The sequence below is a fragment of the Aliamphritea spongicola genome (assembly GCF_017051665.1).
GTDB lineage: Bacteria > Pseudomonadota > Gammaproteobacteria > Pseudomonadales > Balneatricaceae > Amphritea > Amphritea spongicola.
In genome coordinates this window covers 241494-266713 of the sequence record NZ_JAFIDL010000003.1, presented here as the reverse complement: position 1 = coordinate 266713, position 25220 = coordinate 241494, and the positions used below count along the sequence as shown (strand labels likewise).

General features: G+C 53.2%; 20 protein-coding genes. 7 read left to right on the top strand and 13 right to left on the bottom strand.

Annotation, left to right across the window (positions count from 1 at the left end; all coding sequences use genetic code 11):
- Positions 1-271: 271 nt before the first annotated feature.
- A complete protein-coding gene (locus JYB63_RS11210; RefSeq protein WP_205657947.1) occupies positions 272-2149 on the bottom strand; it encodes a DUF255 domain-containing protein in 1878 nt (625 codons plus the stop codon).
- A 294-nt stretch (positions 2150-2443) separates the two neighbouring features.
- Between JYB63_RS11210 and JYB63_RS11205 the strand changes: the two genes are divergently transcribed.
- Positions 2444-3589 carry an alpha-hydroxy acid oxidase gene (locus JYB63_RS11205; RefSeq protein WP_205657946.1) on the top strand — a complete coding sequence of 382 codons (1146 nt, stop codon included), beginning with the start codon at positions 2444-2446 and terminating at the stop codon, positions 3587-3589.
- Positions 3590-3686: 97 nt separating this feature from the next.
- On the opposite strand, the gene JYB63_RS11200 is transcribed toward JYB63_RS11205, so the two are convergent.
- Positions 3687-5978 (bottom strand): heavy metal translocating P-type ATPase, encoded by a 2292-nt coding sequence (locus tag JYB63_RS11200; RefSeq protein ID WP_205657945.1) that lies wholly within the window; start codon positions 5976-5978, stop codon positions 3687-3689.
- An 80-nt stretch (positions 5979-6058) separates the two neighbouring features.
- Here JYB63_RS11200 and cadR point away from each other — a divergent pair, with 80 nt between their 5' ends.
- The 3 genes from cadR to JYB63_RS11185 all read left to right on the top strand — a co-directional run bounded on the left by cadR (position 6059) and on the right by JYB63_RS11185 (position 7437).
- On the top strand, positions 6059-6529 hold the full coding sequence (gene cadR, locus JYB63_RS11195) for a Cd(II)/Pb(II)-responsive transcriptional regulator (RefSeq protein ID WP_205657944.1): 471 nt from the start codon (positions 6059-6061) through the stop codon (positions 6527-6529).
- 83 nt (positions 6530-6612) lie between these two features.
- Positions 6613-6879: a DksA/TraR family C4-type zinc finger protein gene (locus tag JYB63_RS11190; RefSeq protein ID WP_205657943.1), complete on the top strand. Its 267-nt coding sequence runs from the start codon at positions 6613-6615 to the stop codon at positions 6877-6879.
- Positions 6880-6903: 24 nt separating this feature from the next.
- A complete protein-coding gene (locus tag JYB63_RS11185) occupies positions 6904-7437 on the top strand; it encodes a methylated-DNA--[protein]-cysteine S-methyltransferase (RefSeq protein WP_205657942.1) in 534 nt (177 codons plus the stop codon).
- A 25-nt stretch (positions 7438-7462) separates the two neighbouring features.
- Here the strand turns inward: JYB63_RS11185 and JYB63_RS11180 are convergent, their stop codons facing one another.
- From JYB63_RS11180 to JYB63_RS11150, 7 genes are all read right to left on the bottom strand, one after another.
- Positions 7463-7759: a DUF2218 domain-containing protein gene (locus JYB63_RS11180; RefSeq protein ID WP_205657941.1), complete on the bottom strand. Its 297-nt coding sequence runs from the start codon at positions 7757-7759 to the stop codon at positions 7463-7465.
- 22 nt (positions 7760-7781) lie between these two features.
- Positions 7782-8555 (bottom strand): ABC transporter ATP-binding protein, encoded by a 774-nt coding sequence (locus JYB63_RS11175; protein WP_205657940.1) that lies wholly within the window; start codon positions 8553-8555, stop codon positions 7782-7784.
- Positions 8552-9634 carry a FecCD family ABC transporter permease gene (locus JYB63_RS11170; RefSeq protein ID WP_315980743.1) on the bottom strand — a complete coding sequence of 361 codons (1083 nt, stop codon included), beginning with the start codon at positions 9632-9634 and terminating at the stop codon, positions 8552-8554. The genes JYB63_RS11175 and JYB63_RS11170 overlap by 4 nt, the downstream gene beginning before the upstream one ends.
- A complete protein-coding gene (locus JYB63_RS11165; RefSeq protein ID WP_205657939.1) occupies positions 9624-10835 on the bottom strand; it encodes an ABC transporter substrate-binding protein in 1212 nt (403 codons plus the stop codon). Before JYB63_RS11165 ends, JYB63_RS11170 begins: the two co-directional genes overlap by 11 nt.
- Before the next feature lie 79 nt (positions 10836-10914).
- A complete protein-coding gene (locus tag JYB63_RS11160) occupies positions 10915-12921 on the bottom strand; it encodes a TonB-dependent receptor domain-containing protein (protein ID WP_205657938.1) in 2007 nt (668 codons plus the stop codon).
- Positions 12922-13047: 126 nt separating this feature from the next.
- A complete protein-coding gene (locus JYB63_RS11155) occupies positions 13048-14433 on the bottom strand; it encodes a sensor histidine kinase (RefSeq protein WP_205657937.1) in 1386 nt (461 codons plus the stop codon).
- The gene (locus JYB63_RS11150) at positions 14430-15119 is read right to left on the bottom strand and encodes a response regulator transcription factor (protein ID WP_205657936.1); all 690 of its coding nucleotides are present in this window, start codon (positions 15117-15119) and stop codon (positions 14430-14432) included. The genes JYB63_RS11155 and JYB63_RS11150 overlap by 4 nt, the downstream gene beginning before the upstream one ends.
- A gap of 189 nt (positions 15120-15308) precedes the next feature.
- On the opposite strand from JYB63_RS11150, the gene JYB63_RS11145 reads away from it, so the two are divergent.
- Genes JYB63_RS11145 through JYB63_RS11135 form a run of 3 tightly spaced genes read left to right on the top strand, consistent with a single transcriptional unit; the run spans position 15309 to position 17137 of the window.
- Positions 15309-15692 (top strand): hypothetical protein, encoded by a 384-nt coding sequence (locus JYB63_RS11145; RefSeq protein ID WP_205657935.1) that lies wholly within the window; start codon positions 15309-15311, stop codon positions 15690-15692.
- Positions 15693-15733: 41 nt separating this feature from the next.
- Positions 15734-16264 carry a c-type cytochrome gene (locus tag JYB63_RS11140; protein WP_205657934.1) on the top strand — a complete coding sequence of 177 codons (531 nt, stop codon included), beginning with the start codon at positions 15734-15736 and terminating at the stop codon, positions 16262-16264.
- 9 nt (positions 16265-16273) lie between these two features.
- The gene (locus JYB63_RS11135) at positions 16274-17137 is read left to right on the top strand and encodes a c-type cytochrome (protein ID WP_205657933.1); all 864 of its coding nucleotides are present in this window, start codon (positions 16274-16276) and stop codon (positions 17135-17137) included.
- Positions 17138-17220: 83 nt separating this feature from the next.
- Here the strand turns inward: JYB63_RS11135 and JYB63_RS11130 are convergent, their stop codons facing one another.
- The 4 genes from JYB63_RS11130 to JYB63_RS11115 all read right to left on the bottom strand — a co-directional run bounded on the left by JYB63_RS11130 (position 17221) and on the right by JYB63_RS11115 (position 24244).
- Positions 17221-20403 (bottom strand): efflux RND transporter permease subunit, encoded by a 3183-nt coding sequence (locus JYB63_RS11130; protein ID WP_205658367.1) that lies wholly within the window; start codon positions 20401-20403, stop codon positions 17221-17223.
- Positions 20404-20405: 2 nt separating this feature from the next.
- The gene (locus JYB63_RS11125; RefSeq protein WP_205657932.1) at positions 20406-22244 is read right to left on the bottom strand and encodes an efflux RND transporter periplasmic adaptor subunit; all 1839 of its coding nucleotides are present in this window, start codon (positions 22242-22244) and stop codon (positions 20406-20408) included.
- The gene (locus JYB63_RS11120) at positions 22241-23704 is read right to left on the bottom strand and encodes a TolC family protein (RefSeq protein ID WP_205657931.1); all 1464 of its coding nucleotides are present in this window, start codon (positions 23702-23704) and stop codon (positions 22241-22243) included. Before JYB63_RS11120 ends, JYB63_RS11125 begins: the two co-directional genes overlap by 4 nt.
- A gap of 159 nt (positions 23705-23863) precedes the next feature.
- Entirely contained in the window at positions 23864-24244 is a 381-nt protein-coding gene (locus tag JYB63_RS11115; RefSeq protein ID WP_205657930.1) for a hypothetical protein, read from the bottom strand.
- Positions 24245-25220: the final 976 nt, after the last annotated feature.

Here is a 25220-nt window from a genome sequence, read left to right as displayed (position 1 = left end):
CCCTGCATATTGACGACTGCCTGTCGTGCCGGCGTTTCAAACCGCATACGGGCTTTATTTACACAGGCCCGGTACGCCACACTTAAGAATTTATTTTTTAACAGTTTTTTATAAAATCCGTGCCACTTTATTATAAAGTTGCGTGCCACAAGCTACGATGAAAAGTCACCGTAATCGACTATTTCCCCTCTCATTTTGGGAGGTCTGTAAAGATCAGCAAAAAGGCCGCACCGGCAACAGGCGCCAGCGTGGCCACTCCTGTGGAAAAATCTTATAGTGACGTTGCCCCTTCGCGGAAACTTTCCGCTACCTCGGCCACCTCTTCAGGCTTACTCAGGGGTAACGAACAGCGGTCAGGATTACAGATAAACATACTTGCGTCACCCAGTTGTGGATAACGGCCTGGCTTTTCAAAATGCAGCAGCTTGCGGGGATGATACGCATCAATACCTGCTGCATATAACTTTTGCGCCGCTTCATTGGCATTTTCCGCTACCACAGAAAACTCCACATACGCAGCGGTCAGCTGTTCAAGCGCCAGCCCGGTACGCCCGGTGATCCGGCCTTCACGGGCCAGGATCGACGGTGCTGCAACGGCCCGCAGGGTTTCCTCTGCAACCGTCTCAAACCGTGGCAGCTTGCTCATAATAAACAGATCATAGAAGAAACTGGCGGCATGGGCGTTATCTTCCAGCGGTTTACGGGGTGGAATCAGGCTGGCTGTCGAATCAGGTACCGTGCCGTAAAAACCTTTATTGGTCTCATCCAGCAAGGTAGCTAATGTGCCGTCAGCAACGGCAACGGCCGCCTCAAGCCACTGTTCTTCTCCGGTGGCGCTGTAAAGTGCCAGCAACGCCCGTCCCATACTCGCCTGCGCCCGCAGGAAAGGTCTGGCTTCTTCGGTATGCGGATGCACCCGCTGGTCGTCAGCCATGGCCTGATTTTCCCGGGACTGCAACAACCAGCCCTCCGGCTGCTGGCGGTCCTGTAAAATAAAGCTTGCAGTTGATATGGCTTTTTTCAGATACTCCGGATTATCAAAAGCCTGGGCAGCCAATACATAGGCCCGGATCACCTCACCGTTTTTATCGGTATAAATAGCATGATCAATCGGCGGAATACCGTAAGCCAGACGTTTTTCGGCTGTATCCAGCAGCCAGTAATCCTGCGGCCACCAGTCTGACGGCAAGCCTTCCGGCTCATCTTTCTGATTCGCGTAATAGCCGTTGCTGCTATCCAGCATCCAGTCATTCAGGTACATATCCACATTGCGCATACCATCGCGAAACGCTTCATCACCGGTAATGCGGTAAGCTTCCGCAAATGCGGTAATCGCATTTACCTGATTACTGATCCGTTTTTCAGGAATGGCCATCAGCTTGCTGAAACGGGCCGGAACGCCCTGACTGCCTTCAACAATTTTCTTGATATAAGCACCGCCCCAGACCGGGTCCAGTGTCTCCAGGAAACCTCGGCTGGTTGCCAGCGCCAGATCCCGTAAACTCTGGTTGTCATACAGGTGTGCCCGAAAATACAGATGCTCCAGACGGGGTCCGTCAATTTCAGTATTCAGCCCCCAGCGGGACCAGCCATACCCATCATTCAGCGCCCGGTCCAGCTGTAAACGTACCTGATCACGGATCTTGGTCAGCTCGGTTTCCACCGGTTCAGGGGCAGCTGCATAAGGGGAATTCGGATCCGGCTTTAAAGTACCGGCCGACTGCTTTTCAACAAGGTCATTTAAAATAGGGATAAAATTACGGGGTAAACGGTTACCAGCCATTGCGAACACCTGGGTGGCGTCCGGTTGCATAAAGGCCGTTGCCGGCCAGGCCCAGTCGGAATAACGCTCGCCGATGTCCGGTCGTGCCTGAGCATCCACCGCAATGGCGACAAAGTGTTTGTTCACCACATCAACCACATCAGGGTTGGTGTAGGTTATCCGCTCCATACGGTTACAGGCGGTGCAACCTTCCATGCCAACGTTAACCAGTATCAGCTTGTTTTCAGAACGGGCTTTATCAAAGGAGGTTTTATCCCAGGGTTGCCAGTCAATACCGCCTTCCTGACCAAAACTTGCTGCCTGAGCTGCTATGCCTGCCAGCATCACAACTGTTCCCAGCAACCACCGATATCCGTGTTGTTTCACCCTCATGACCTTGCCCTCCCGAAAATTAGAGAATGCCGGTCAGTCTGGCGACGGCTTAACTGCCAGCTGCCGGCATGCCTCGCTATTCAATACTGACAGAAACTACAGCTTAGCCGGTCAATTACAGCACGCCAGCCTGAAATAAAAATGAAAACACCGGGCTACAGAGCGCCGTCCGTATCCCCGGGCTCACTTGCATGCGAATGTAATTCAGGCGACTATGATTCCGGCAACTGTTATTCACTTTACGGATAAATATCTAATACCAACAATCACTTAAACCGGGAAATAACCATGCGCCGCAGCTTCAGTGAACGGGCCGCCTGTATTGAGGATTTAAAACAACTGGCGCGGCGCCGTATTCCGAAATTTGCCTATGAATATCTGGTCAACGGCTGTAACAGCAACTGCGCTGTTAACAGTAACCGGCAGGCGCTGGACGCACTGCATCTGTTCCCCCGATACCTCACAGATTGTCCCGAGTCCTCTCTGCAATGCGAACTGATGGGGCAAACCTATGCAGCACCGTTCGGCGTTGCACCGGTGGGGCTGAGCGGGCTCATCTGGCCCGGAGCCTCCGCCAGTCAGGCCCGGGTAGCCCATCAGGCCAACATCCCTTTTGTGCTCAGCTCACTGGCCAGTATTTCTATTGAACAGGCCGCAGAACTGGCACAGGAAAACTTCTGGTTTCAGTTCTACCCGCCGACCGTTAAGGAGATCAGCACAGACCTGATGGCACGGGCCTGGAACAGCGGCTGCAGGCATCTGGTGGTCACCATTGATGTTCCTTCCGCCGGTTACCGGCCGGCAGACATCCGGAATGGCTTATCGGTGCCGCCAAAAATATCCGCCAGAAATATCTGGCAAAGCATCTGCAGACCCGCCTGGAGCCTGGCAACCGTCCGTCACGGCATACCTCAGTTTGCCAGTATGCAGCCGTATATCCCGGCAGATGCTGACCTGGGAAATGTCGCTCACTATATCCGTAATACCCTGAAAAAAGTGGTGGATATGAGCACGCTTGCGAGCATCCGTAAGCAGTGGCAAGGTAAGCTGATTGTTAAAGGAATTCTGACGGCGGAGGATGCCAAACGGGCCATCGCTGCCGAGGCCGACGGGCTGATAATATCCAACCATGGCGGCCGCCAGCTGGATGCGGCGGTTCCCAGCTTGCAAGCCCTGAAGAGCATTCGCAGCAGCATCAGCCGGGATACGGCACTGATGGTGGATGGCGGTGTGGAAAGCGGCGTGGACATTGCCCGTTATCTGGCCTGCGGTGCTGATGCGGTCTTCGCCGGCCGGGCATTTATGTACGGCGTGGCAGGCTTAGGAAATGACGGTGCAGATTACACCGCAGCGCTTTTGCGCCGTGAACTGCAGCAGGTAATGGAACAGCTACGCTGCCCGACAATTGCCGATCTGCCCAGGTTTCTTAAATAGCCGCCAGACATAAAAAAGGCCCCTTTGTGGTCGTCACACAAAAGGGCCTTTATTCACCTCGGCTGAGATCCTGCTCCGGTTAACACGACCAGACGTGTTACGTTTTCTTCAGCAAGCGTAAGCCATTGGCGACCACCAACAGGCTGGCACCGACGTCAGCAAAAACCGCCATCCACATAGTACCCAGCCCGATCATGGTCAGCACCAGAAAAACCCCTTTAATGCCCAACGCCAACATAATGTTCTGCGCCAGTATATTGCGAGTTCCCTGGGATAACCGCACAAAGGTAGGTATCTTGCGCAGGTCATCGTCCATCAGAGCGACATCAGCGGTTTCAATGGCGGTATCCGTGCCCATCGCCCCCATGGCGAAACCGATTTCCGCCTGCGCCAGTGCCGGTGCATCGTTAATGCCATCCCCCACCATGCCAACCGGCCCCTCGGCAGAGAACTGTTTAACCGCCGTCAGTTTATCTTCAGGCAACTGGTTGCCCCGGGCTTCATCAATGCCCACCTGAGCAGCAATCGCCCCGGCAGTATGAGAGTTATCACCGGTCAGCATAGCGGTTTTTACCCCCAGAGCATGCAATTCAGCAATGGCCTGCTGGCTGGATTCCTTTACGGTATCAGCCACCGCAAACAGCCCCAGAACCCGGCTCTGATCCGCCAGCATCACCACGGTTTTACCCTGCTGTTCCAGTTCATTCAGACGCAACGTTAAGTCAGCACAGTTAAGTTGCAGCTCATCAATCAGACGCTGATTACCAAGATGATACAGTTCACCATCAATGGTGCCCTGTACGCCCCGGCCCGGAACTGCAGCAAAGTCTGTGACCGGCATATGCTGTTCAGGCATGTCAGCATCACTGGCAATCGCCACGGAGACCGGATGGTCTGAACGGCCCGCCAGGCTGGCCGCCAGCAAACGGATCTGCTGCGCAGGCACCGGCGTATTCCAGGCCTGGAAATCAGTCAGAACAGGTTTTCCGTGAGTAATCGTGCCGGTCTTATCCAGCGCCAACCATTTCAGCAAGCGGCCCTGTTCCAGATACACACCGCCCTTAATCAGAATTCCCTGACGGGCTGCCGCAGCCAGACCACTGACAATGGTTACCGGTGTGGAAATCACCAGCGCACAGGGGCAGGCAATCACCAGCAGTACCAGCGCTTTGTAAATCCAGTCCTGCCACCCGCCCCCCAGAAATAAAGGCGGCAATACAGCGACAGCAAAAGCAGCAATGAACACCAGAGGTGTGTAGATTTTTGCGAACTTATCCACGAAACGCTGCGTCGGTGCTTTACTCCCCTGCGCCTCTTCAACGGCATGAATAATACGAGCCAGAGTCGTCTGACCCGCCGCCGCAGTCACCTTATATTCAAAGGAACCTGATTCGTTAATCGTGCCGGCAAAAACCCCGTCACCCACGGCTTTATCCACCGGCAGACTTTCCCCGGTAATCGGTGCCTGATTAACGCTGGATGCGCCGGCCACCAGCTCGCCATCCAAACCGATACGCTCACCGGGCTTTACTCTTACCACATCGCCGATGACAACGGCTTTGGCATCCACTTCCATCCAGCTGCCGTCCGCCTGCCGGACTGTGACCCGTTCCGGTGTCAGCTCCATTAAACCGGCAATAGCATTACGGGCCCGGTCCAAGGATTTCGCTTCGATCAGCTCAGCAATGGTAAACAGCACCATCACCATGGCCGCTTCCGGCCACTCGCCCAAAATCGCCGCACCGGTCACCGCAATGCTCATCAGGGCATTGATGTTCATATTGCCGTTCTTCAGGGCAACCCAGCCTTTTTTGTAGGTTGTGCCGCCGCACATAACAATTGCCGTCAGTGCCAGCGCCGCAGCGGTCCATTCCGGTAACAGTGTGCTTTCAAACCAGCCGACCGCTTCAGACGTCACCGCCAGAACGCCGGCAGTCATCAGCGGCCACCAGGGCTTTGCTTCCTCCTGAACCGCCGCCAGCTCACCACTGGCGTCCGGTAACTCCGGATCGAAATCCAGCGAACGGACCGCAGCCAGCACCTCATCAAGGCTCTCTTCGGTATGCACCACGGTCAGTATCCGTTGCATAAGATTGAATTCCATGTGGCTGACACAATCCATCGCCCCCAGCTTTTTACGGATCATGCCTTCTTCTGTCGGGCAGTCCATCTGCATAATGCGCATGGACGTCTGAACGCCACCCTCCACTGTCACCTGACCTCCAACACCGGTCAGGCCAGCTACAGGGGCACTGCAGCATCCGCTCGCGGCCTGTTCTTCGGCCACAGCAGGCTCTGCCACCACACAGCAGCCTGAAGAGGTATTCTGCTTTTTTACGTCAGCATCTTGGACGATATTCAATGTATTCTGATCGCAGCAATTCGCCATAGCGATTCTCCGGCACTTAACTTATGCTTGCATTAAACACCCTGAAGTCACTTCAGGGTCAACACACTGGAATCGAAAAAATGAAAATCGGTGAACTGGCCAGAGAAACCGGCTGTACTGTTGAAACCATCCGTTACTATGAAAAGGTTGGCCTGCTGCCAAAAGCCATGCGCAGCCAGGAAAATAACTATCGCTATTACAGCCAGAAACATCTGGAACTGCTGCTGTTCATCCGCCGCTGCCGCGCGCTGGCAATGACCCATGAAGAGATTCAGCAACTGCTGCAGGCCAGGGAAGAACCGGATAACAGCTGCATCAGCATTAATGAATTAATTGCCGAGCATCTGGAACACGTCCGTGCCCGGATAGAAGAATTACAGGCACTGGAATCTCAGCTGGAAATACTCGGCAGTCAGTGTCAGTCCGTACATGCTGCCCGTGACTGCGGCATTCTGAAAAAACTGGATGAAGCCGATAACAACGACTGGCAAACGCCGAAAGCCAGTAACAGCCATGTTGAAGGCAGCCGCTGTCATCATAAAAAACACTGACCGGTGACGCGTTCACGCAAGCCGGCGGATAACGGATATCTATACTGTTAATTCCGCCGTAACATAAAACAGGAGGTCCTCCTATGGCCGGAGGCTGGGCAAAAGACGGAGCCGTTCAGGATCAGATTGATGCCAGCGTTGAAGACGCCGTGGCCCACGCACGTCAGCAGCTGCATCAGGGCGAAAGTCTGGAATACTGTGAAGAATGTGATGCAAAGATTCCCGAAGCCCGCCGCAAAGCGGTGCCGGGGGTACATCTGTGCATCAAATGCCAGAGTGAATATGATAAACAACAGGCCAGCACAGCCGGCTACAACCGCCGTGGCAGTAAGGACAGTCAGTTACGCTGATCAACCGGATATCAGGGATGTAAGATGAGCACGATACACACACAGTATTATGAGACACCGCTGGGCGAGCTGATTATCGGTGCCTACGAAGGACAACTATGCCTGTGTGACTGGCGTTACCGGCGGATGCGCGACCAGGTGGATAAGCGCCTGCAGAAATTCCTGAACACAGAATACCGGCAACAGACTGACCCGGTCATTGATCAGACTGTTGCTCAGCTGGATGCCTACCTCAGCGGGCAGCGCCAACAATTCGATCTGCCCCTGCTGCTGGCCGGCTCAGACTTTCAGCAACAGGTGTGGCAGGCACTGATCAACATCCCTTACGGCACCACCTACAGCTACCTGCAACTGTCTGAACAACTGGGTAACCCCAAGGCCATCCGTGCAGTGGCCAGTGCCAACGGCGCCAATGCGATATCTATTATCGTCCCCTGCCACCGTATTATCGGCAGCGACGGTTCCCTTACCGGCTATGCCGGCGGCCTCCCTGCCAAGGAAAAGCTTTTAAAGCTGGAAGGGGCTGAACTGCCCGGCCGAACGCTGGAACTGTTCTGATACAGCCTGCCGGGCTGATATAAAATCAGCGCCAGGTCAGGGTAACATCCGCTTTACTGCACAGATGCTGAAAGTGCCGGTCAATCACCGCAACCACTTCTTCCAGGTTAGCCTCTGAATCCGCTTCGCAATGCATTGCTAAGGTGCCAGCAGCCGACGTCATCCGGCAACGACCTATGCTGAAATTAACTTCTCCGGCCAGGCCGGACTCGTCACAGCTGGCCGGCACTTTCTGACTGAAATGCAGACACAACCTGCGCAGATAACGGCTGGCAGATGCCTCAGTTAAAGGCACTTCTGTCTGTTTAGTGATCAGACTCATTTGCATACTCCTCTTTAATGATTTATCCGCAGGGCCGGTCCGCCAGCACCAGCGTATGTCCCCGGGAACAACGTTCTATCCGCCCTTCCACCTGATAGGCCTGGCGCAGATAATCCGGCGTTAAAACATCCTGCGGGGAGCCAAACCGGGTGGTGCCGTCCGGCAAAAGAATCAGCAAATAATCACAGAATCTCAGGGTGAGATTCAGGTCATGGCTGGCAACCAGCGCCACCGATTGTCGCTGTCTTGTTTCATCACGCACCGCCTGTAAGACACTTAACTGCCAGTGCAGATCTAGTGCACTGGTTGGCTCATCCAGTAACAGCAAGGGAGCCTGGCGCACCAGTACCTGTGCCAGCCCGACCATCTGACGCTGACCGCCGGATAATTCCTGCATCTTCCGTAATGCCAGCCCGTTGATCCCCAGCTGGGTAAAGACAGTTTCAATCCGCTGTTCGATCTCTCCGGTCGGTAAACCACCCCAAGTGGCCCGACAGGCACTGAACACCAGTTCATACGCCACCAAAGTAGTCGGCTGCGGCAGGGTCTGGGGCAAATAGCCAACCGTCTGCATCCGCTCACGGTTCGTCAGCCCACTCAGTTCCCGCTGTTCAAAACAGATTCTGCCGGAATATTTCAGCAACCCGGCCAGCGCCTTCATCAGGGTTGATTTGCCTACCCCGTTTGGCCCGATAACTGCCACCAGATCACCGGGGCTGATACTGTCCAGGCTAATATCGCCAAACAGAGGCGCGCCCCCATAGCCCAGTTGCAGCCCTTCAAATGTTAAACTCATGTAATTCCCGCCCGGCCACGCTGAAAAATTAAACCGATAAACAATGGCACCCCGACCAGCGCGGTTACCAGCCCGACCGGCAGAATGATCCCGGGCAAGAGGGTTTTACTCGCCAGCGACGCCAGTGACAGCAGCAACGCACCGGCAATGGCACTGCCGGGTAGGAAGAAACGGTGATCTTCACCCAGCAGCATCCGCGCAATGTGCGGACCAACCAGCCCTATAAAGCCGATCTCACCGACGAATGCCAGTGCAACCGCCGTCAGCAGGCTGACCCTTAACAGCACCAGCAAACGTAAGCGCTCAACATGAATGCCCTGACTGCGGGCCTGCTCCTCACCGCTGCGTAATGCGGTCAGTGCCCAGACCTGCCGGACACTGCCCACCAGACACACCGCCAGCACAATGCTGACAATCAACACCTTATCCATCGTGGCACGGGCAAGGCTGCCCATCGTCCAGAAGATAATCTGCTGCAGCGCGGTGGCATCGGCAATAAATTGCAATACTCCCACCGCCGCATTCAGGCCAAACATCAGAGCGATACCGAACAGTAATAAGGTATGAATACTGGCACCCAGCATGCGGGATAATTGCAGAATCAATAACGATGCCAGACAGGCACAGACAAACGCCGCTGCCGGCAGTAAGAGGTTATAACTGATATTCAGCCAGCTGAAATCCAGCACGATGACTAGCGAGGCTCCCAGCGTCGCCGCTGCCCCGACCCCCAGTGTAAAGGGGCTGGCAAGCGGGTTATTCAGTGCGGTCTGCACCTCTGCACCGCTGAGCCCCAGACAGGCCCCCACCACCAGCGCCATCAGGCCAAATGGCAAACGGATATCCCAGATGATGACATATTGTGCAGCACTCAGCCCGGCGGGATTCAGCAGCCCTTCCAGTACCTGCCAGGCGCTGAGGCCAGCAGGTCCGGATGCCAGATCCAGCAGCAGACTGGCACCGGTCATCAACACCATCAGCAGCAGAATTATCTGCCGCCGCAGTACAAAGCCCTTATACGCCCGTGCCAGTGTTGTCGGCACTGAGTCTGGCGCAGCAACCTCTGCCTTAGTCACCACGGCTGCTCACCTGATGCGCCTGTTCAGCAGTCAGCTTCACCCAGTAAGTGCCTTCTAACGGTACCGGCTGAAACCGCTCAAACAGTGTCTGTAAGGTCTGATCCGGATTCAGGTCAGCAAACGCCTGCGGATACATCCATTTGGCAAACACCTGTACTGCTGCCACATTCAGCGGTGAATTATAAAAATGATGCCAGATCGCATACGCCTCACCACGCTGTATGGTCGTAAGCCCCGTCAGTGCTGCAGCACCGGTTCGCTCCCCAGTCAGCCCCAGAGCCCGGCGGAAAGATGCCCTGGCCTGCTGTTCACTGACACCGGCGCCAAGTGAGATAAACGGTGGGGCTTGATGGCTGTCTGTTGCCTGGAGCTCCCTCGGGGAACCGATTGCCGTGGCCACATACAGATCCGGCTGATGCGTCAGCAGATACTCAGGATTCATGACCCCGGCACTGCCCGGCACTAACAACCTCGCCATATTGTCGCCGCCAGCTTCATCGATAAACGTCGCCATCATGCCTTTCGCCATGGTTTCGCAGCAGCTGTCATTCAGACCGACCCGGCTGTGCAAGAACACTTCGGGTGCATCTTCTCCGGCCTCCTTCAGGCCCATGGCTACCCGCTGCAGTTCCCGGTCATAAAAGTCCAGAAACGCATCAGCTTGCGCTTCACGTCCCAGCACCTGCCCCAGCACCCGCATGCTTTTCGGTGTATTCACCAGCGGATCATTGCGGAAATCAATAAACACCACCTTTACACCGGCCCGTTGTAACTGATCAATAATCTGTTTATGCCGCGCCCCGGGGCCGTGTCCATCAACACTGAAAATCGCCAGATCCGCCTGAAGGGTTAACACGGCTTCAACACTGAAACTGTCAGCAGATGCCATTCCCACACCGGCAACCGAGTCTATTTCAGGAAAACGCTGACGGTATTGCTGATAGCTGCCGTAATCCAGATCCTTAAGATCGCTGAGCATACCGACCACATGTCGCACCGGATTATCTTTGTTCAGTATGCCCAGCGCATAGATATAGCGGCTGTCACCGAGAATAATTCGCTGCGGCTCACGCTCTATGGTGATGCTCCGGCCAGCCAGATCGGTTACCTGCAACGGATAATTGCCGGCCATTGCCGGCAAGCTGAAAAACGCAGCAAGCCATAGCAATGCTGCGCCAGACAGACGAAAAAAAGAAAACATAAATAAATGCCCGTGAAGTGTTATGTAAAGACACAGACATCCGGCACCGGGCCGGATGTCTGCTGATTCATTTGGCGAATCAGAAGGAGTAAGCCAGAGTCAGGCGGATATCCCGGCCCGGATCCGGAGAGCCGACAATTCCTGCCCAGCCGGCATTGTCTTCAAAATCTTCCACACTGGCATGATTGAGATATTGCTCATCAAACAGGTTGTTAACTGCCAGGCTGACAGAGAAGTCTTCATTACCGGTTGGCAACCAGCGGGCATAAATATCATGCACCGTGTAGCTTGGCTTTTCGGTCAGCAGCGTATCGGTGCCAACCTGCAGTTTGATGTCATCAATGCTGCGAACGTATTCCATGTTCCAGCCCGCCTCGAAGGTATTGCTGAACTGATAGCTGGCATCCAGCTGTATGGTATCTCCGATGGATACAGCCCCTGAACCGTAAACATAGCGGGTAACCGTCTCACCGCCGGCTTCGACCTTGGACTTCTTCAGGCTGGCACCCAGTTGCAGGCGATCCATAGTGTATTCCGCCCGCAGGTAAACCCCTTTACTCTTGATATCGTCTTCAAGGTTTACCGCCACCTTGGACCATGGAACAGTACCGCCGATCGGATTCTCAATAACCGACTTATACACACCGGCACTGAGGCTGAAATTATCATTATCGTAATTCAGACCCAGCTCAGTGTTATGAGACTCCTCACCTTTCAGCGAGCTGTCGTTACTGGCTGAAGACAGCTTGAACGCATCCTTCACTTCCGGTCCGCGGAAGGCTTCCGCATAACCGGCACTGACGCTCCACTGATCATTCAGCGCATAGTTAGCACTCAGGTTTGGGGATACACCGTCGTCATCAAATTCCAGACCGTTAACATCTTCCAGATGATAGTCATCAAAACGGACACCACCGGTTACCGTCAGCTGATCGGTTACATCTACCACGTCCTGAACATATACACCCCAGACTTCACCGGTTTCTTCAAAATGGTAAGGACTGGTATCCACATCGTTCAGAGTGCTTTTATCATCCCGGTAATTCACGCCGTATATCAGCTTGTGATTACCCAGCAGGCTGGTGTTCTCGATGGTTGTACCCACGGATTTCACGCCACCGTCATAAGACGTACCGGTATATTCACGGGCCTGCTTGTTATCGGTGTGGTAAAGATTCACCGAGAAATCAATCAGCTCATTATCCTGAGGGTTCCAGCCATAGTTAATGATGGTGGTGGTACGGTCACCCTTGGTTGGCTCGGGAACGTTATTGTTCGCATTGCCCAGTTCAGGCTTATACAGTACATCGCCACGTTCATTCAGATCTTCGTAGCTGACAGACAGGCGGTGAGCTTCATCAAAGTTGGCCACCAGCTTTACAAAACCGAGGCTCTTATCGGACTCACTGCCGGGAATCTCGTCGCCGTTACCGTCTTCCAGATTATCAAAGTTTGAATCTACCAGGCTGACCATACCGCTAAGAATACCGCCGCTGTCCCGGCCATAGACGGTGGTGCTGAACTTATTGCCGCTGCCATTGCTGGAATAACCGGCCTTCAGCAAAGCCCCCACATTCTGACCGTCCTTCAACAGATCTTCAGGGTCTTTGGTGGTGAAACGAACAGAACCGCCCAGTGCGCCCGGACCGGCTGTGGCACTACCTGCACCTGCTTCAATCTCAACCTGCTTCAGCAGCTCAGGCTCAATGTTGATCCGACCGGCATGGTGGAATACCGCGCCTGCCTGCTCAGCACCGTCCACAGAAATATTCAGCAAGTCTTCGCCGATATCCCGCACATAGATCTTCTGGCCCATGGATACTGCGCCGCCCACATTTACAGCCGGATCATGCCGGAAAATATCGCTCAGGCTGTTTGCCTGAGTCTTTTCCAGCTCCTGCTGATCAATCAGGTTATCCAGACCACTGGTGGCCTGACCGACCACAACCAGTGTATTTACATCGGCCTGATCCGGCGTACCGCCAGTGAGGGTTTCAGATAAGGTCGGCTGGCTGAACAGCGCAGCCGATACAGATACTACCAGTACCTGACGGGGGAAACGGATAGCAGTTAGTGACATGTTCATTGCAATTCCCAAATGATAATAATTTTCAATTGCGAGCCATTATTATCATCTGCTTTGAAAAAGGTAGAACTTTTACAATTGTTACGAATACGCACCGGCTGTTACAAACCCGGTTACAAAAAACCGTCACACAGGCAGGCTGATTCTGATCTGCAGGCCTGTTACCTGACCGGTAGCCGACAGCGCATTTTCAGCGGTTAACGTACCGCCCACGGCTTCCGTCTGCCGTTGTGCCAGCGCCAGCCCCAGGCCAAAACCGCCCCTGCGCCGCCCTTCTGCGATGGGTAACAGTTCGCTTTTTTCCGAACGTGATTTATCCACCTGAAAAAATGGTCTGAAAATATCCTGTAACAGGGGCTCCGGTACACCGGGGCCTTCATCAGTCACGGTGATCTCCAGCGCTTCATCCGAGACATTCAGAACAACCCGAACCTCTCTTCCTTCCGGCGTATGCTGTAGGGCATTACGAATAATATTTTCCAGCGCCTGGCCCACCGCCCGCTGGCTGCTGTGGGTAATTTCAACCTGCTCTGGCACACACAGCGTCAGCCGGTGCCGGGGATATTCAAAACGTGCATCTTCCCCGATCACCTGCAGCAGTTCAGCCAGGTCGAAACATTCACTGCACAGTTGCGGCGATTCATTATTCAGCCAGACCAGCATCAGGGTATCTTCCACCAGCTCCCGCATCACAGAAGACTCCCCCCGTAAACGCTGCAGCGCTTCATCCGGTTGCAGCCCCTGCCCCACGTGCTCAACTGCCATATCCAGCCGGGCCAGCGGGGTTCGCAACTCGTGGGAAAGATCTTCCAGTAAATGCCGCTGGTTATTAATTAACTTACCGGTGTGTTCGGCCATCTGATCAAAGGTTCCGGCCAGCGAGGTCAGCTCATCATCCCGCTTCCCAAGACATTCCCTGACCCTGACATCATAACGGCCTTCGCTGAATTGCCGGGTGGCTTTTTCCAGGGTCCGTAACGGTTTCATCACATGCCAGTACAGTACCCAGGAAAGCAGGCACAGCAGCACAAAAGGTAAAGCAATCTGCAGCATGATCTGCGCCAGTGGATAGTAATCCCCTGGGCGCATTCGCTGAGGTAACTGAATCAGAAAACGGGTTTCGCCATCGGCAAAGGGCACATCCATGGTGGGATTTTCTTTAAAGTACAGGTGAATCTTCCAGGTCACACTGCGCCCCAGAGTGAAGGTCTCCAGGTACCGCTCCGACAGGCTGGTATCCGCAAAGGTCTTTAAATCATTCTGGACGATCGCCACCCAGGTATCTTCTTTTTCTTCCAGTGCTTTAATCCAGTCCGCCAGCTTTTCTTCCTCTCCGGCAACAAACATTGCCTCCGCCTGCCGGGCATAATCAACCATCTCCTGCTGATACACCGGCGCAATGAAACTCATACGGTTTTCAGTTTGCCGGTTGACCACATCAATGGCCCAAAACAACAGCACCGTCCCTACAGCAATGATGCTATACATCTTCCATAAGAGTTTGTTTTTCATACGAAGACGTAGCCTTTTCCATGTACGGTGGACAAGCGTTCGGCCGGCATTCCCACATCAACCAGCTTGCGCCGGACCCGGCTAAGGTGCATATCCAGACTGCGGTCGTAACGGCTGAAAGCACGCTCCAGAACCGTTTGATAAAGGTAGGGTTTACTCAGCACTTCGTGGCGGTTTTCCGCCAGCGTCCATAACAGCCGAAACTGAATCGACGTCAGCTCTACCGGTTCTCCGGCAAAGCTGGCCTGCTGCTTTTGCCGTTTCAGCAATAAGCCATCCAGCTCCAGCTGAGAACTTTTCGCAGGTGCTTCCCGCTGCCAGCGGGAACGGCGAAGCAATGCGTCGATACGCAACTTCATTTCTGTAAAGTTAAAAGGTTTGGGCAGATAGTCATCAGCCCCTTTGCTGTAACCTTCTATACGTTCTTCTTCGGCACCGCAGGCGGTGAGCATCATCACCGGTGTTTGCCGCGATTTACGCAGGCGGTTCAGCACCGAAAAACCGTTCAGGCCGGGCAACAGAACATCCAGCAAAATCAGGTCAAAGGTTTCACTCAGCGCAGCAAATAATCCTTTTTGCCCATCGTAATACTGCTCAATACGAAATCCCTGTGCACGCAGTAAATCCGCCACCTGATTATTCAGGGTTGGATCGTCTTCTATTATGAGTATCCGTGCAGATTCCATCGTTACTACTCTATCCGGTAAGGTGGTAAGGTGAACTAACAGCGACGCATGATAATGAGAATAATTAGCAATCACAACATCTGATTAAAAATTCACCGTTACTTATTTGAAGTTCTTTTACCTGAAGCACTCTCACCTCAAACACCCTTCCCGGTTGCCTTATAAATACAGTTTCTTTAGCATCCTCTTATGATTAAAAGCCAAGCACGCCAGCCATTGATCAGCCCTCTGATTATCTTCACTGTATTGACGATCCTGTTTGCGCAGTCGTCACTGGCAAGTGGCATGCTTGCAACCCTGTCCGAAACATCCCAGGCACAGTATCAGCAATCCCATCAGGACCATGGTCATGATGTTACGGACACCCGGAACGATCATCTGAGCCTGCAGAATCTGCAGCAATTGCACGATGGCACTGCCAGCACCCTCAGCCAGCTGTTTCTGAATCCGGCACGCCTTTGCTGCCCTGAAACTGGTCCGTCAGTACCGGCTGAATACAGCCAGACCAATTACATTCCCCCCCATATTCCGCCGGACAATCCTCCTCCCCGAAAAAGCATCGTTATTACCTGATCAACACAAATAACGACTTTTTATGCACATTTGAGGTATTTATGAACAAGTTAACCACTGCAATGTTCACTGCACTGGCGATCAGTATCACCGTGGCAACCCCGGTTTCTGCCCATCAGGGTGCAACCGGCATCGTTAAAGAACGTATGGATCAGATGGATATTATGAAAAAATCCATGAAATCCATGTCTGCCATGTTCAAGGGCAAAACCGCGTACGATGCCGAAGCTGTCCGCCAACACAGCCGGACCATTGCGAAACATTCAGATACAACACTGACCAAGCTGTTTCCTGAAGACAGCCTGCAGCATGCCAGCGAAGCCAAACCTGTCATCTGGCAAAAATGGGATAAGTTTGAATTTCTCTCAGCAGAACTGAAACGTATCAGTGAAGCACTGGAAAACTCAGCAGATGTCCGTGAAAGCGACAGCAGCGAAGCAGCGATGAGTATGACGATGGATACTGCCATGATGACCGAAACAGCCGCCAGCGATACCGCCGACAGCCTGTTCCGGGAACTGGCGGACACCTGTTCGTCCTGCCATACGACGTTCCGAAAAAAGAAAAAATAACCGCTGATTATGAAAACGATCAGTCTTGCCGCACTGCTGCTTGCAGCAGTGGCGGCCGGTTATTATCTGCTGCAACCCAATGCTGCTGATGAAACACTGACAGATGATCCCGCACTGCCTGGCAACGTTGCCAACGGTGCCTATCTGGCCCGCATTTCAGGCTGTATCGCCTGTCATACGGACAGTGAAAACAAAGGAAAGCTGGTTGCCGGTGCACCGCTGAACAGCCCGTACGGAGAATTCTATGCGCCCAACCTGACCACCGACGCTGACACCGGCATCGGTAGCTGGACGCTGAATGATTTTGACCGGGCGGTACGTCATGGTGTTTCTCCCGATGGAGAGACTTATTATCCGGCATTTCCTTACGAGTTTTTCACTCAGTTAAGTGATCAGGATATCCGTGACCTGTGGGCAGCGTTTCAGACGGTACCGCCGGTGAACCAGCCTACGCCTTCATCTCAGCTCAGCTTTCCCTACAACCTGAAACAGGGTCTGCCCCTGTGGCAACGTTTTTTCCAGCTAACGCCGGAAACAGATGTTGCCAATGAACGGGGCAAATATCTGGTGGAAGCCGTCGGTCACTGCGCCGCCTGCCACACCCCCAGAAACCTGTTTGGCGGGTTACAGCAGGATCGCTGGTTAGAGGGCGTTGCGGCAACCGATGACAGCGAAGCCATTCCGGCCATCACCGCCGGGGCATTACGGGAAAACGGCTGGACAGCCGATGACATCGCCTATGCCCTGAAAACCGGCCTTACACCGGACGGTGATGCACTGGGGGGCACGATGGGTGAAGTCATTAAGTACGGCAGCCGCTTTATGAATGAAGCGGACCGCCGGGCGATTGCCGAACACCTGTTAGCGGAATAACCGTCAGCAAAGCTTTCATTGCGAGAGCCCAAAAAAGCCGGGAGCCTGCTCCCGGTTTTTTTATTTAATATTACGCCCTTTTATCAGCCTAACAGCTGTGCTTCGTTAATCACTGACGGACGGGGATCGATGATAAAGTCCTCAGCCGGCATGCTGTTCACCGCCCGCTTTCGCCACAGAAAATACACCACCGGCAACACCATCAGCGTCAGGATAACCGCACTGATCATGCCTCCCACCATGGGTGCTGCAATACGGCTCATAACTTCTGAGCCGGTACCGGTGCCATAGAGGATCGGTAACAGGCCTGCCACAATTGCCGCAGCGGTCATCATTACCGGGCGAACCCGCAACCCTGCCCCCTGCATGACAGCACTGCGCAGCAATGCTTCACTGGGCATACATTGTTGCTGACGGCAGTTATCCAACATTTCGTGATACGCCTGGTTCAGATAAACCAACATGATGACGCCGATTTCCACTGCCACACCGGCCAGCGCGATAAAGCCAACACCCACCGCCACTGAAAAGTTAAAGCCTTCCAGATACATCAGCCAGATACTGCCCACCATTGCCAGCGGTAAGGTGCCCATGATGATGGCCACCTCAACGAAGTTACGGAAATTTATGAAGAGTAAAATCACAATGATTAGCAGCGTCAGTGGAATCACATAAGTCAGCTTTTCCTTAGCCCGCTCCATGTATTCATACTGCCCTGACCAGTTCACGGAATAGCCTGCCGGCAAGTCCAGATTTTCTGCGACCACTTTGCGGGCATTTTCCACATAGCGGCCCACATCCACCCCGTCGATATCAATGAAGGTCCAGCCGTTCAGGCGGGCATTTTCGCTCTTAATCCCCGGCGGGCCTTCTTCGACATAGATACGGGCAATATCCCCCAGCGGAATCCGTTGTCCCATCGGGGTAACAATCGGCAACAGGGCCAGCTGTTCCGGTGAGTCACGGAAACTCTGCGGATAACGGATATTAATCGGGTAACGTTCCAGCCCTTCAACCGTTTGGGAAACATTCATACCGCCAATGGCCGCTGCCACAAGCTGCTGCACATCGGCAATGTTCAGCCCGTAGCGGGCCGCTTTCTGGCGCTGAATATCCACTTTAATATAGCGACCGCCGGCCACCCGTTCGGAGTACACCGAAGCGGTTCCCGGAATGTCCTTCATGATTACTTCCAGTTGCTGGCCGATGTCCTGAATCACACTCAGCTCAGGGCCTGCAATCTTAATCCCCACCGGGGTTTTAATCCCGGTTGCCAGCATGTCGATCCGGGTTTTAATCGGCATGACCCAGGCATTGGTAATACCCGGTATTTTAACCAGACTGTCCAGCTCTTTTTTCAGGCTGTCGGTGGTCACACCTTCCCGCCATTCAGACTGCGGCTTCAGCTGAATAAAGGTTTCGATCATGGTCAGCGGCGCCGGGTCCGTGGCAGTTTCCGCCCGGCCAACCTTACCGAACACCGTCTTTACCTCCGGCACAGTACGGATAATCTTATCGGTCTGTTGCAGGATCTGCCGCGCCTGTCCGATGGATACCCCGGGATAAGTGGTCGGCATATACATCAGATCCCCCTCATCCAGCGGCGGTATAAACTCACTGCCGAGCTTATCCAGCGGCCAGACGCCCAGCACACAGATACCCAGTGCAAACAACAGGGTCAGCTTAGGAAAGTTAAGAACCGTTTTCAGCCCGGGCAGATACACAGCGGAGAGAATCCGGTTAACCGGGTTCTTATGCTCCGGCAGCACCTTGCCACGAATAAAGTACCCCATTAACACCGGTACCAGGGTAATGGCCAGCGCTGCGGCCGCTGCCATGGCGTAGGTCTTGGTAAACGCCAGTGGGGCAAACATCCGGCCTTCCTGTGCTTCCAGCGTAAATACCGGTACAAAACTGACCGTGATAATCAGCAAGCTGAAAAACAGAGCCGGTCCGACTTCACTGGCTGAATCAGCAACAATTTTCCAGCGGTTTTCCTTCGTCAGCGGCGTACGCTCCATATGCTTGTGCATATTTTCAATCATCACGATGGCACCGTCGATCATGGCACCAATGGCAATGGCGATCCCCCCGAGAGACATGATGTTGGCGTTAATCCCCTGGATGTACATCACAATAAACGCTGCAAGAATGCCCACCGGCAAACTGAAAATGGCCACCAGCGAAGAGCGCACATGGAACAGGAATACCATGCACACCAGCGCCACCACGGCGAATTCTTCCATCAGTTTGGTCCAGAGGTTATCCACCGCCCGCTCGATCAGTCCTGAACGGTCATACACGGTCACCACTTCAACCCCATCAGGTAAGCTTCCACGCAGGGATTCCAGTTTGGTTTTCACGCCATCAATGGTTTGCTGGGCGTTCTCGCCAAAGCGCATCACCACCACGCCGCCAACCACTTCACCTTCACCGTCCAGCTCGACAACACCACGGCGCATTTGCGGGCCAAGTCCGATATCAGCCACATCTTTCAGCAACAACGGAGTGCCATTTTGATTCATCCCTAAGGGAATATTTTCCAGATCCTGCCGGTTCTGAATATAGCCGGATGCCCGGACCATATACTCCGCTTCGGCCATCTCAACCACCGACGCGCCAACTTCCTGATTACCACGCTTAATCGCTGCCTGGATATGGGCCAGCGGTATATTGAAAGCACGCAACTTATCCGGATCAACCCGTACCTGATACTGGCGCACCATTCCCCCAAGGGAAGCTACTTCCGATACCCCCGGTACCGTTTGCAGTTCATACTTCAGGAACCAGTCCTGCAAACTGCGCAGCTGGCTGAGGTCATTCAGCCCGGAGCGGTCAACCAGCGCATAGAGATAGACCCAACCCACACCGGTTGCATCGGGCCCCAGCTGTGCTTTGGCATTTTCCGGCAGTGATACCTGATTCAGATACTCCAGTACCCGGCTGCGGGCCCAGTACATATCCGTATCATCGTCAAAAATCACGTAGACGTAAGAATCACCAAAAAACGAATACCCCCGCACGGTGACCGCTCCGGGAACAGACAGCATGGCGGTCGTCAGCGGATACGTCACCTGATCTTCAATAACCTGAGGCGCCTGTCCGGGGTAACTGGTTTTAATAATCACCTGCACATCCGACAGGTCAGGAATGGCATCCAACGGGGTATTTTTTAATGAATAGAGACCGCCCCCGACAATCATGATGGTGGCCAGCAGCACAAACATCCGGTTGCCCACAGCCCAGCGAATAATTGCTTCAATCATCATTACTTCTCCTGAACCACTGGCAGACCGATATCATCCGGCAATTCCACATCGGTAATGACATAGATCCCCGCGACCGTGCGGGTAATCTCAATGGCGATATCCATACCCGGACGTAATTCTTTTGAAGATACGGTTTCAGCCAGACCAAGATTCATATTGGCAGGCGGCCAGTTCCAGGTTTCAACTGCTCCATGTTTCAGATTGACCCGCCGGCCATTCGCCAACAGCTTATTTACTTTGGCGGTGGTCCAGATTTTTGTGGCTGATGCTTCAGCAGAGTTAGCCGCCGACATGTCATGGCCGTCATGTGCCATATTCATTTTCATGTCTCCCGACATGTCATGGCCGTCATGTGCCATAGTCATTTTCATGTCTCCCGACATGGCACGGCCATCATTTGGCATTTTCATTTTCATGTCTCCCGACATGGCACGGCCATCATTTGGCATATTCATTTTCATATCTGCCGACATGGACTCTGGCTGATGCATGCGTTTGAAGTCCGAGGTCTTGCTGGACTCGGAATCCAGCAGGAACTGTGCAGATGTCACTACCTGCTCGTTTTTCCCGATGCCTTCCAGAATTTCCACCCGGTTACCATCGTTCCGGCCGGCGACAACATTCACCGACTTATAACGGCCCTCACCTAACGCCAACACCACCCTGTCGGTATCGCCGACGCGGATCAGTGCTTCGCGGGGAATATTCAGAACCGGCTTGTCTGAAAGGTTACTGATCACAACCTGTGCATACATGTTCGGCTTCAGCATCAGGCCGGGATTCGGAAAGCGAATCCGCACCCGCAGGGTCCGGTTCATTTTATCCAGGGTCGGATACACATAATCCACTTTCCCCTGCCAGGTTTTACCCGGCAGATAATCCAGCCGGATAGTCACCGGTGCGTCCTGCTTTACCAGATTCGCCTGGCGCTCAAACACCTCGGCTTCAATCCAGACCTCATCCAGTGAGGCAATAGACATCAGCATTTTGCCGGGCTTCACAAAAAACCCTTCCTGCATAGCAAAGTTTTCCACCACACCGGTCATCGGTGCATGAAAGGTCACTGTCTGCACGACTTTGCGGGTCTTTTTCAGAGTTTTAACCGCTGCCTCCGGCACCTGCAATGCACTTAAACGCCGTTCCGCAGCCTTAATTAAACGCCGGTCTTTACGGGATAAGGCGAACAGCAATTCTTCCTGAGCATTCACCAGTTCCGGTGAATACAACTCATACAGCGGCTGATCTTTTTCCACCGTTTCACCGGCTGATTTCACATACACCTTTTCCAGCCAGCCTTCGACCCGGGGATGCACATGCACCATTTCATCCTGGTTGTACTGCACGTACCCCACGGTATCTACCTTAAACTCCAGTGGCGAAACCCTGGCAGATGCAGTTCTCACCCCCAGATTATTCACCACTTCAGATGAGATACTGACGGTTCCCGGTCCGCTGTCATCCCCCCCTTCGTCACCGTAAAACGGCACCAGATCCATCCCCATCGGAGACAACCCCGGTTTATCCCTGCGGAAATTCGGATCCATCGGCGCTACCCAGTACAGAGGTTCTTTAGGCTTTGCTTTTTTCTCTTCCCCGTAAAACGGCACCAGTTCCATCCCCATCGGAGAGAGCCCCGGCTTATCCCGCCGGTAATTCGGGTCCATTGGTGCCACCCAGTACAAAGGCTCCTGACTGTCTGACCCTGAGCTATCCGCCATACCTACCATATCCGCCATACCAAGCTGGCTCTTTACGTAGGGCACCACCGCAGTGGCCGCAGCCGTTCCGATTACAGCCCCCACTAACACTAAACTGAAGTTTTTAACTGCGCGCATCATAGTTTTACTCCCCCAACACTGGCGGCTGAATAGGTCATGGATAAATCTGAATCGGAACCGGTAAGCGTGGTAAGTGACGACGCTCCGGTGCTATCAAAAACCATCAGAACCGGTAAATGTTCTGTCGCCAGAAAATAGTTCATACGGGCGGTTAAAATTTGCTGATCAACAGCGAGTTCCAGCGCATCAATACGGCCGTTAAGTTCGGCAATCCGTGCCCGAACCACTTCGGCAAAATCACCGTTATCTGCGGTATAGGCATTCAGGGCAGCCTGAGCCTGTAAACGCATTTGTGGCAGTATCTGGTGCCTGTACCGTGCTTCCCGTTCTTCAAGGCGCTCCCTCTGAACCCGGGCGGCACTGTATTCAGCGATCATTTTTCGCAGCAGTAAGATCCGCTCACTTTTCACCGCTTCACGCCGGTAAACCGCCGCATCCACACCGCTGTCCTGCTTAACGGTAGAGAACACCGGCATATCCAGGGTGACACCGAAAGTCACCAGATCAGCCCGGTCCGCACCGCTACTGTCACTGGACCGGTAACCATAACTGGCCCTGACACCCCACTGGGGTTCATATGCCTGCTTAGCCAGGTCGACACCGGTTTGCTGCATTGCCAGTTTTTTGTTGAGCGCTTTCACCAGCGGGTGCTCAAGGAATAGCTTCCCAAGGGCTGCGTTATCCTGATTACTTCCAGCCTCGTCCAGTTCAGGCTGCAGCAACGATAATCTGGGCATGTCTTGCGAGTAGCTAAGACCCACAGTAAGGTGATCTGCCTGCAACCACTCATCAAGTTGTTGCTCCAGCGACTCCTGCCGTTGTAACAACCCGTTAAGGCGTTCATCCAGTAACGTTTTTTCCAGCTCAGCCCGTACCACATCCTGCTGCTGAGTCTGCCCCAGCGCTGCGGAATAGCTGGCCAGTGAAATATCCACCAACTGATCAAACAGCACCCGGTCATTTCTGATCAGCGCAATGCTCTGACGTACTTTATAAGCCTCCAGCCATAACTGACTCACCGTCATCACCAGCCGGGCCTGCCGGTCCAGACTCAGTAACGGGTGCCGTTCGCTCTGCTGTAAAAATTGCTGTTTACGCAGCACCAGAGAATCACCCCGGGGCAACATCTGTGAAACGCCGGCAATCAGTTGCGTCATTGGCTCCTGATCGAGCTTAAAACTGTCGGTGGGTAGATTGGCCACTGCAAAAGAAAACTGCGGATCCGGCAACTCACCGGCAGCCTGACTTTGGGAAATCAGGGCCTTTTCCTGAAGACGGTTCTGCACCTGCCAGGCATCCTGTTGCAGGGCAATTTTTACCGCTTTGCCTAAAGTAAACGGCTCTTCTGTAACATTGCCGGCGTCTGCCGCCAGTGCCAACCCGCTACTGAAGCTTAACAATGCACCACACAGGAAACGTGCACTGCCAGAAGATATAAAAGGCTTATTTTTTAACAACATAACTCCCCCACGAAGGGTAAATCCAACACGGGAGTTGTCACATAACGGAGTTAGATAATTGCTGCGCCGAATATCAGAAACAGCAGCAGAAACAGGTAGAAAATCCGTTCAGATACAGACAACTCACTAAACATTCGGTACCGGGAGGTACCCTGAGCTTTAGTGAGCTATTGGAGGGCGATAAAGAGAACTTAAGGCCTGAGCAGGCAAATCCTGCCGCAGCTGGGGTAATATCTGACGTTCCCGGATCATATCCAGGCCTGCCGAACCGGCAGTAAACACCGACGACGCACATTGCATCGACGCACAGCTGGCATCACAGTCACAGCATTGCGTCAGTGAACCGGCCGACATATCTTCACAACATGCCATTGCTTCAGCTGCACTCATGTCCTGACAAAGCATCGCCAGATCAGACATGGATTCAGTGCTTACATGGTGGGCAGTTTCCATCCCGACAGGCGAATCTGTCATGCTGGCCACAGACGAAACGCTATACGTCTGGGCAACCAAAGTTACCAGCGCGCATATAAGCATCATCAGTCTGTTAAATCTGTTCAGCATCAGAGACAGCATCCGTCATATCAGTCACACCGGAGAGTTTATGAATCAGTCAGTTACAGAAACTGATACCGATTTCACCCGATAAAGAAAATCCGTGCCGACAGTAAGTAACGAACCTGAAACCATCCTGAAAAAACCAGCCTTTCGCCAGTAAAACTGAAAAACATTTTTTACGGACTACATAAACGCCTTCCCACCTCTCAATGGTGCAATCACAGAGATTAAAGCGGGCCCAGCTTTAACCAGTGACCTTCGCCCGGGGTTATTAAAGAGTGAGTCCGACGAGCTACTATGCTGCTCTTCGTTTTACTTACCCCAGAAACGAAAAAAGCCAACCTTTCGGTTAGCCTCTTCAATATTTTACGTTGGTAGCGGGGGCCTGAGTTGTACTGACGACCTTCTCCCGGGGTTATAAAGAGTTGAGTCCGACGAGCTACCAGCCTAGTTTGAAAATAAATCTCAAATTTCAGACATAAAAAAAGCCTATCTTTTCAGATAAGCCTCTCTTTATCACGTTGGTAGCGGGGGCCAGACTTGAACTGACGACCTTCGCCCGGGGTTATAAAGAGCGAGCCCGACGAGCTGTTCTTAAAATACCTACTCCAGAAACGAAAAAAGCCAACCTTTCGGTTAGCCTCTTCTGTTTTTTACGTTGGTAGCGGGGGCCAGTCTTGAACTGACGACCTTCGCCCGGGGTTATAAAGAGTTGAGCCCGACGAGCTACCAGCCTAGTTTGAAAATAAATCTCAAATTTCAGACATAAAAAAAGCCTATCTTTTCAGATAAGCCTCTCTTTTTTACGTTGGTAACGGGGGCCAGATTTGAACTGACGACCTTCGCCCGGGGTTATAAAGAGTTGAGCCCGACGAGCTACCAGCCTAGTTTGAAAATAAATCTCAAATTTCAGACATAAAAAAAGCCTATCTTTTCAGATAAGCCTCTCTTTTTTACG

Excerpts from the sequence above, each read along its gene's own strand:
- JYB63_RS11205 (WP_205657946.1), top strand. The coding sequence starts at position 2,444 with ATGCGCCGCAGCTTCAGTGAACGGGCCGCCTGTATTGAGGATTTAAAA.
- JYB63_RS11200 (WP_205657945.1), bottom strand. The coding sequence starts at position 5,978 with ATGGCGAATTGCTGCGATCAGAATACATTGAATATCGTCCAAGATGCT.
- cadR (WP_205657944.1), top strand. The coding sequence starts at position 6,059 with ATGAAAATCGGTGAACTGGCCAGAGAAACCGGCTGTACTGTTGAAACC.
- JYB63_RS11190 (WP_205657943.1), top strand. The coding sequence starts at position 6,613 with ATGGCCGGAGGCTGGGCAAAAGACGGAGCCGTTCAGGATCAGATTGAT.
- JYB63_RS11185 (WP_205657942.1), top strand. The coding sequence starts at position 6,904 with ATGAGCACGATACACACACAGTATTATGAGACACCGCTGGGCGAGCTG.
- JYB63_RS11180 (WP_205657941.1), bottom strand. The coding sequence starts at position 7,759 with ATGAGTCTGATCACTAAACAGACAGAAGTGCCTTTAACTGAGGCATCT.
- JYB63_RS11175 (WP_205657940.1), bottom strand. The coding sequence starts at position 8,555 with ATGAGTTTAACATTTGAAGGGCTGCAACTGGGCTATGGGGGCGCGCCT.
- JYB63_RS11165 (WP_205657939.1), bottom strand. The coding sequence starts at position 10,835 with ATGTTTTCTTTTTTTCGTCTGTCTGGCGCAGCATTGCTATGGCTTGCT.
- JYB63_RS11160 (WP_205657938.1), bottom strand. The coding sequence starts at position 12,921 with ATGAACATGTCACTAACTGCTATCCGTTTCCCCCGTCAGGTACTGGTA.
- JYB63_RS11155 (WP_205657937.1), bottom strand. The coding sequence starts at position 14,433 with ATGAAAAACAAACTCTTATGGAAGATGTATAGCATCATTGCTGTAGGG.
- JYB63_RS11150 (WP_205657936.1), bottom strand. The coding sequence starts at position 15,119 with ATGGAATCTGCACGGATACTCATAATAGAAGACGATCCAACCCTGAAT.
- JYB63_RS11145 (WP_205657935.1), top strand. The coding sequence starts at position 15,309 with ATGATTAAAAGCCAAGCACGCCAGCCATTGATCAGCCCTCTGATTATC.
- JYB63_RS11140 (WP_205657934.1), top strand. The coding sequence starts at position 15,734 with ATGAACAAGTTAACCACTGCAATGTTCACTGCACTGGCGATCAGTATC.
- JYB63_RS11135 (WP_205657933.1), top strand. The coding sequence starts at position 16,274 with ATGAAAACGATCAGTCTTGCCGCACTGCTGCTTGCAGCAGTGGCGGCC.
- JYB63_RS11130 (WP_205658367.1), bottom strand. The coding sequence starts at position 20,403 with ATGATTGAAGCAATTATTCGCTGGGCTGTGGGCAACCGGATGTTTGTG.
- JYB63_RS11125 (WP_205657932.1), bottom strand. The coding sequence starts at position 22,244 with ATGATGCGCGCAGTTAAAAACTTCAGTTTAGTGTTAGTGGGGGCTGTA.
- JYB63_RS11120 (WP_205657931.1), bottom strand. The coding sequence starts at position 23,704 with ATGTTGTTAAAAAATAAGCCTTTTATATCTTCTGGCAGTGCACGTTTC.
- JYB63_RS11115 (WP_205657930.1), bottom strand. The coding sequence starts at position 24,244 with ATGATGCTTATATGCGCGCTGGTAACTTTGGTTGCCCAGACGTATAGC.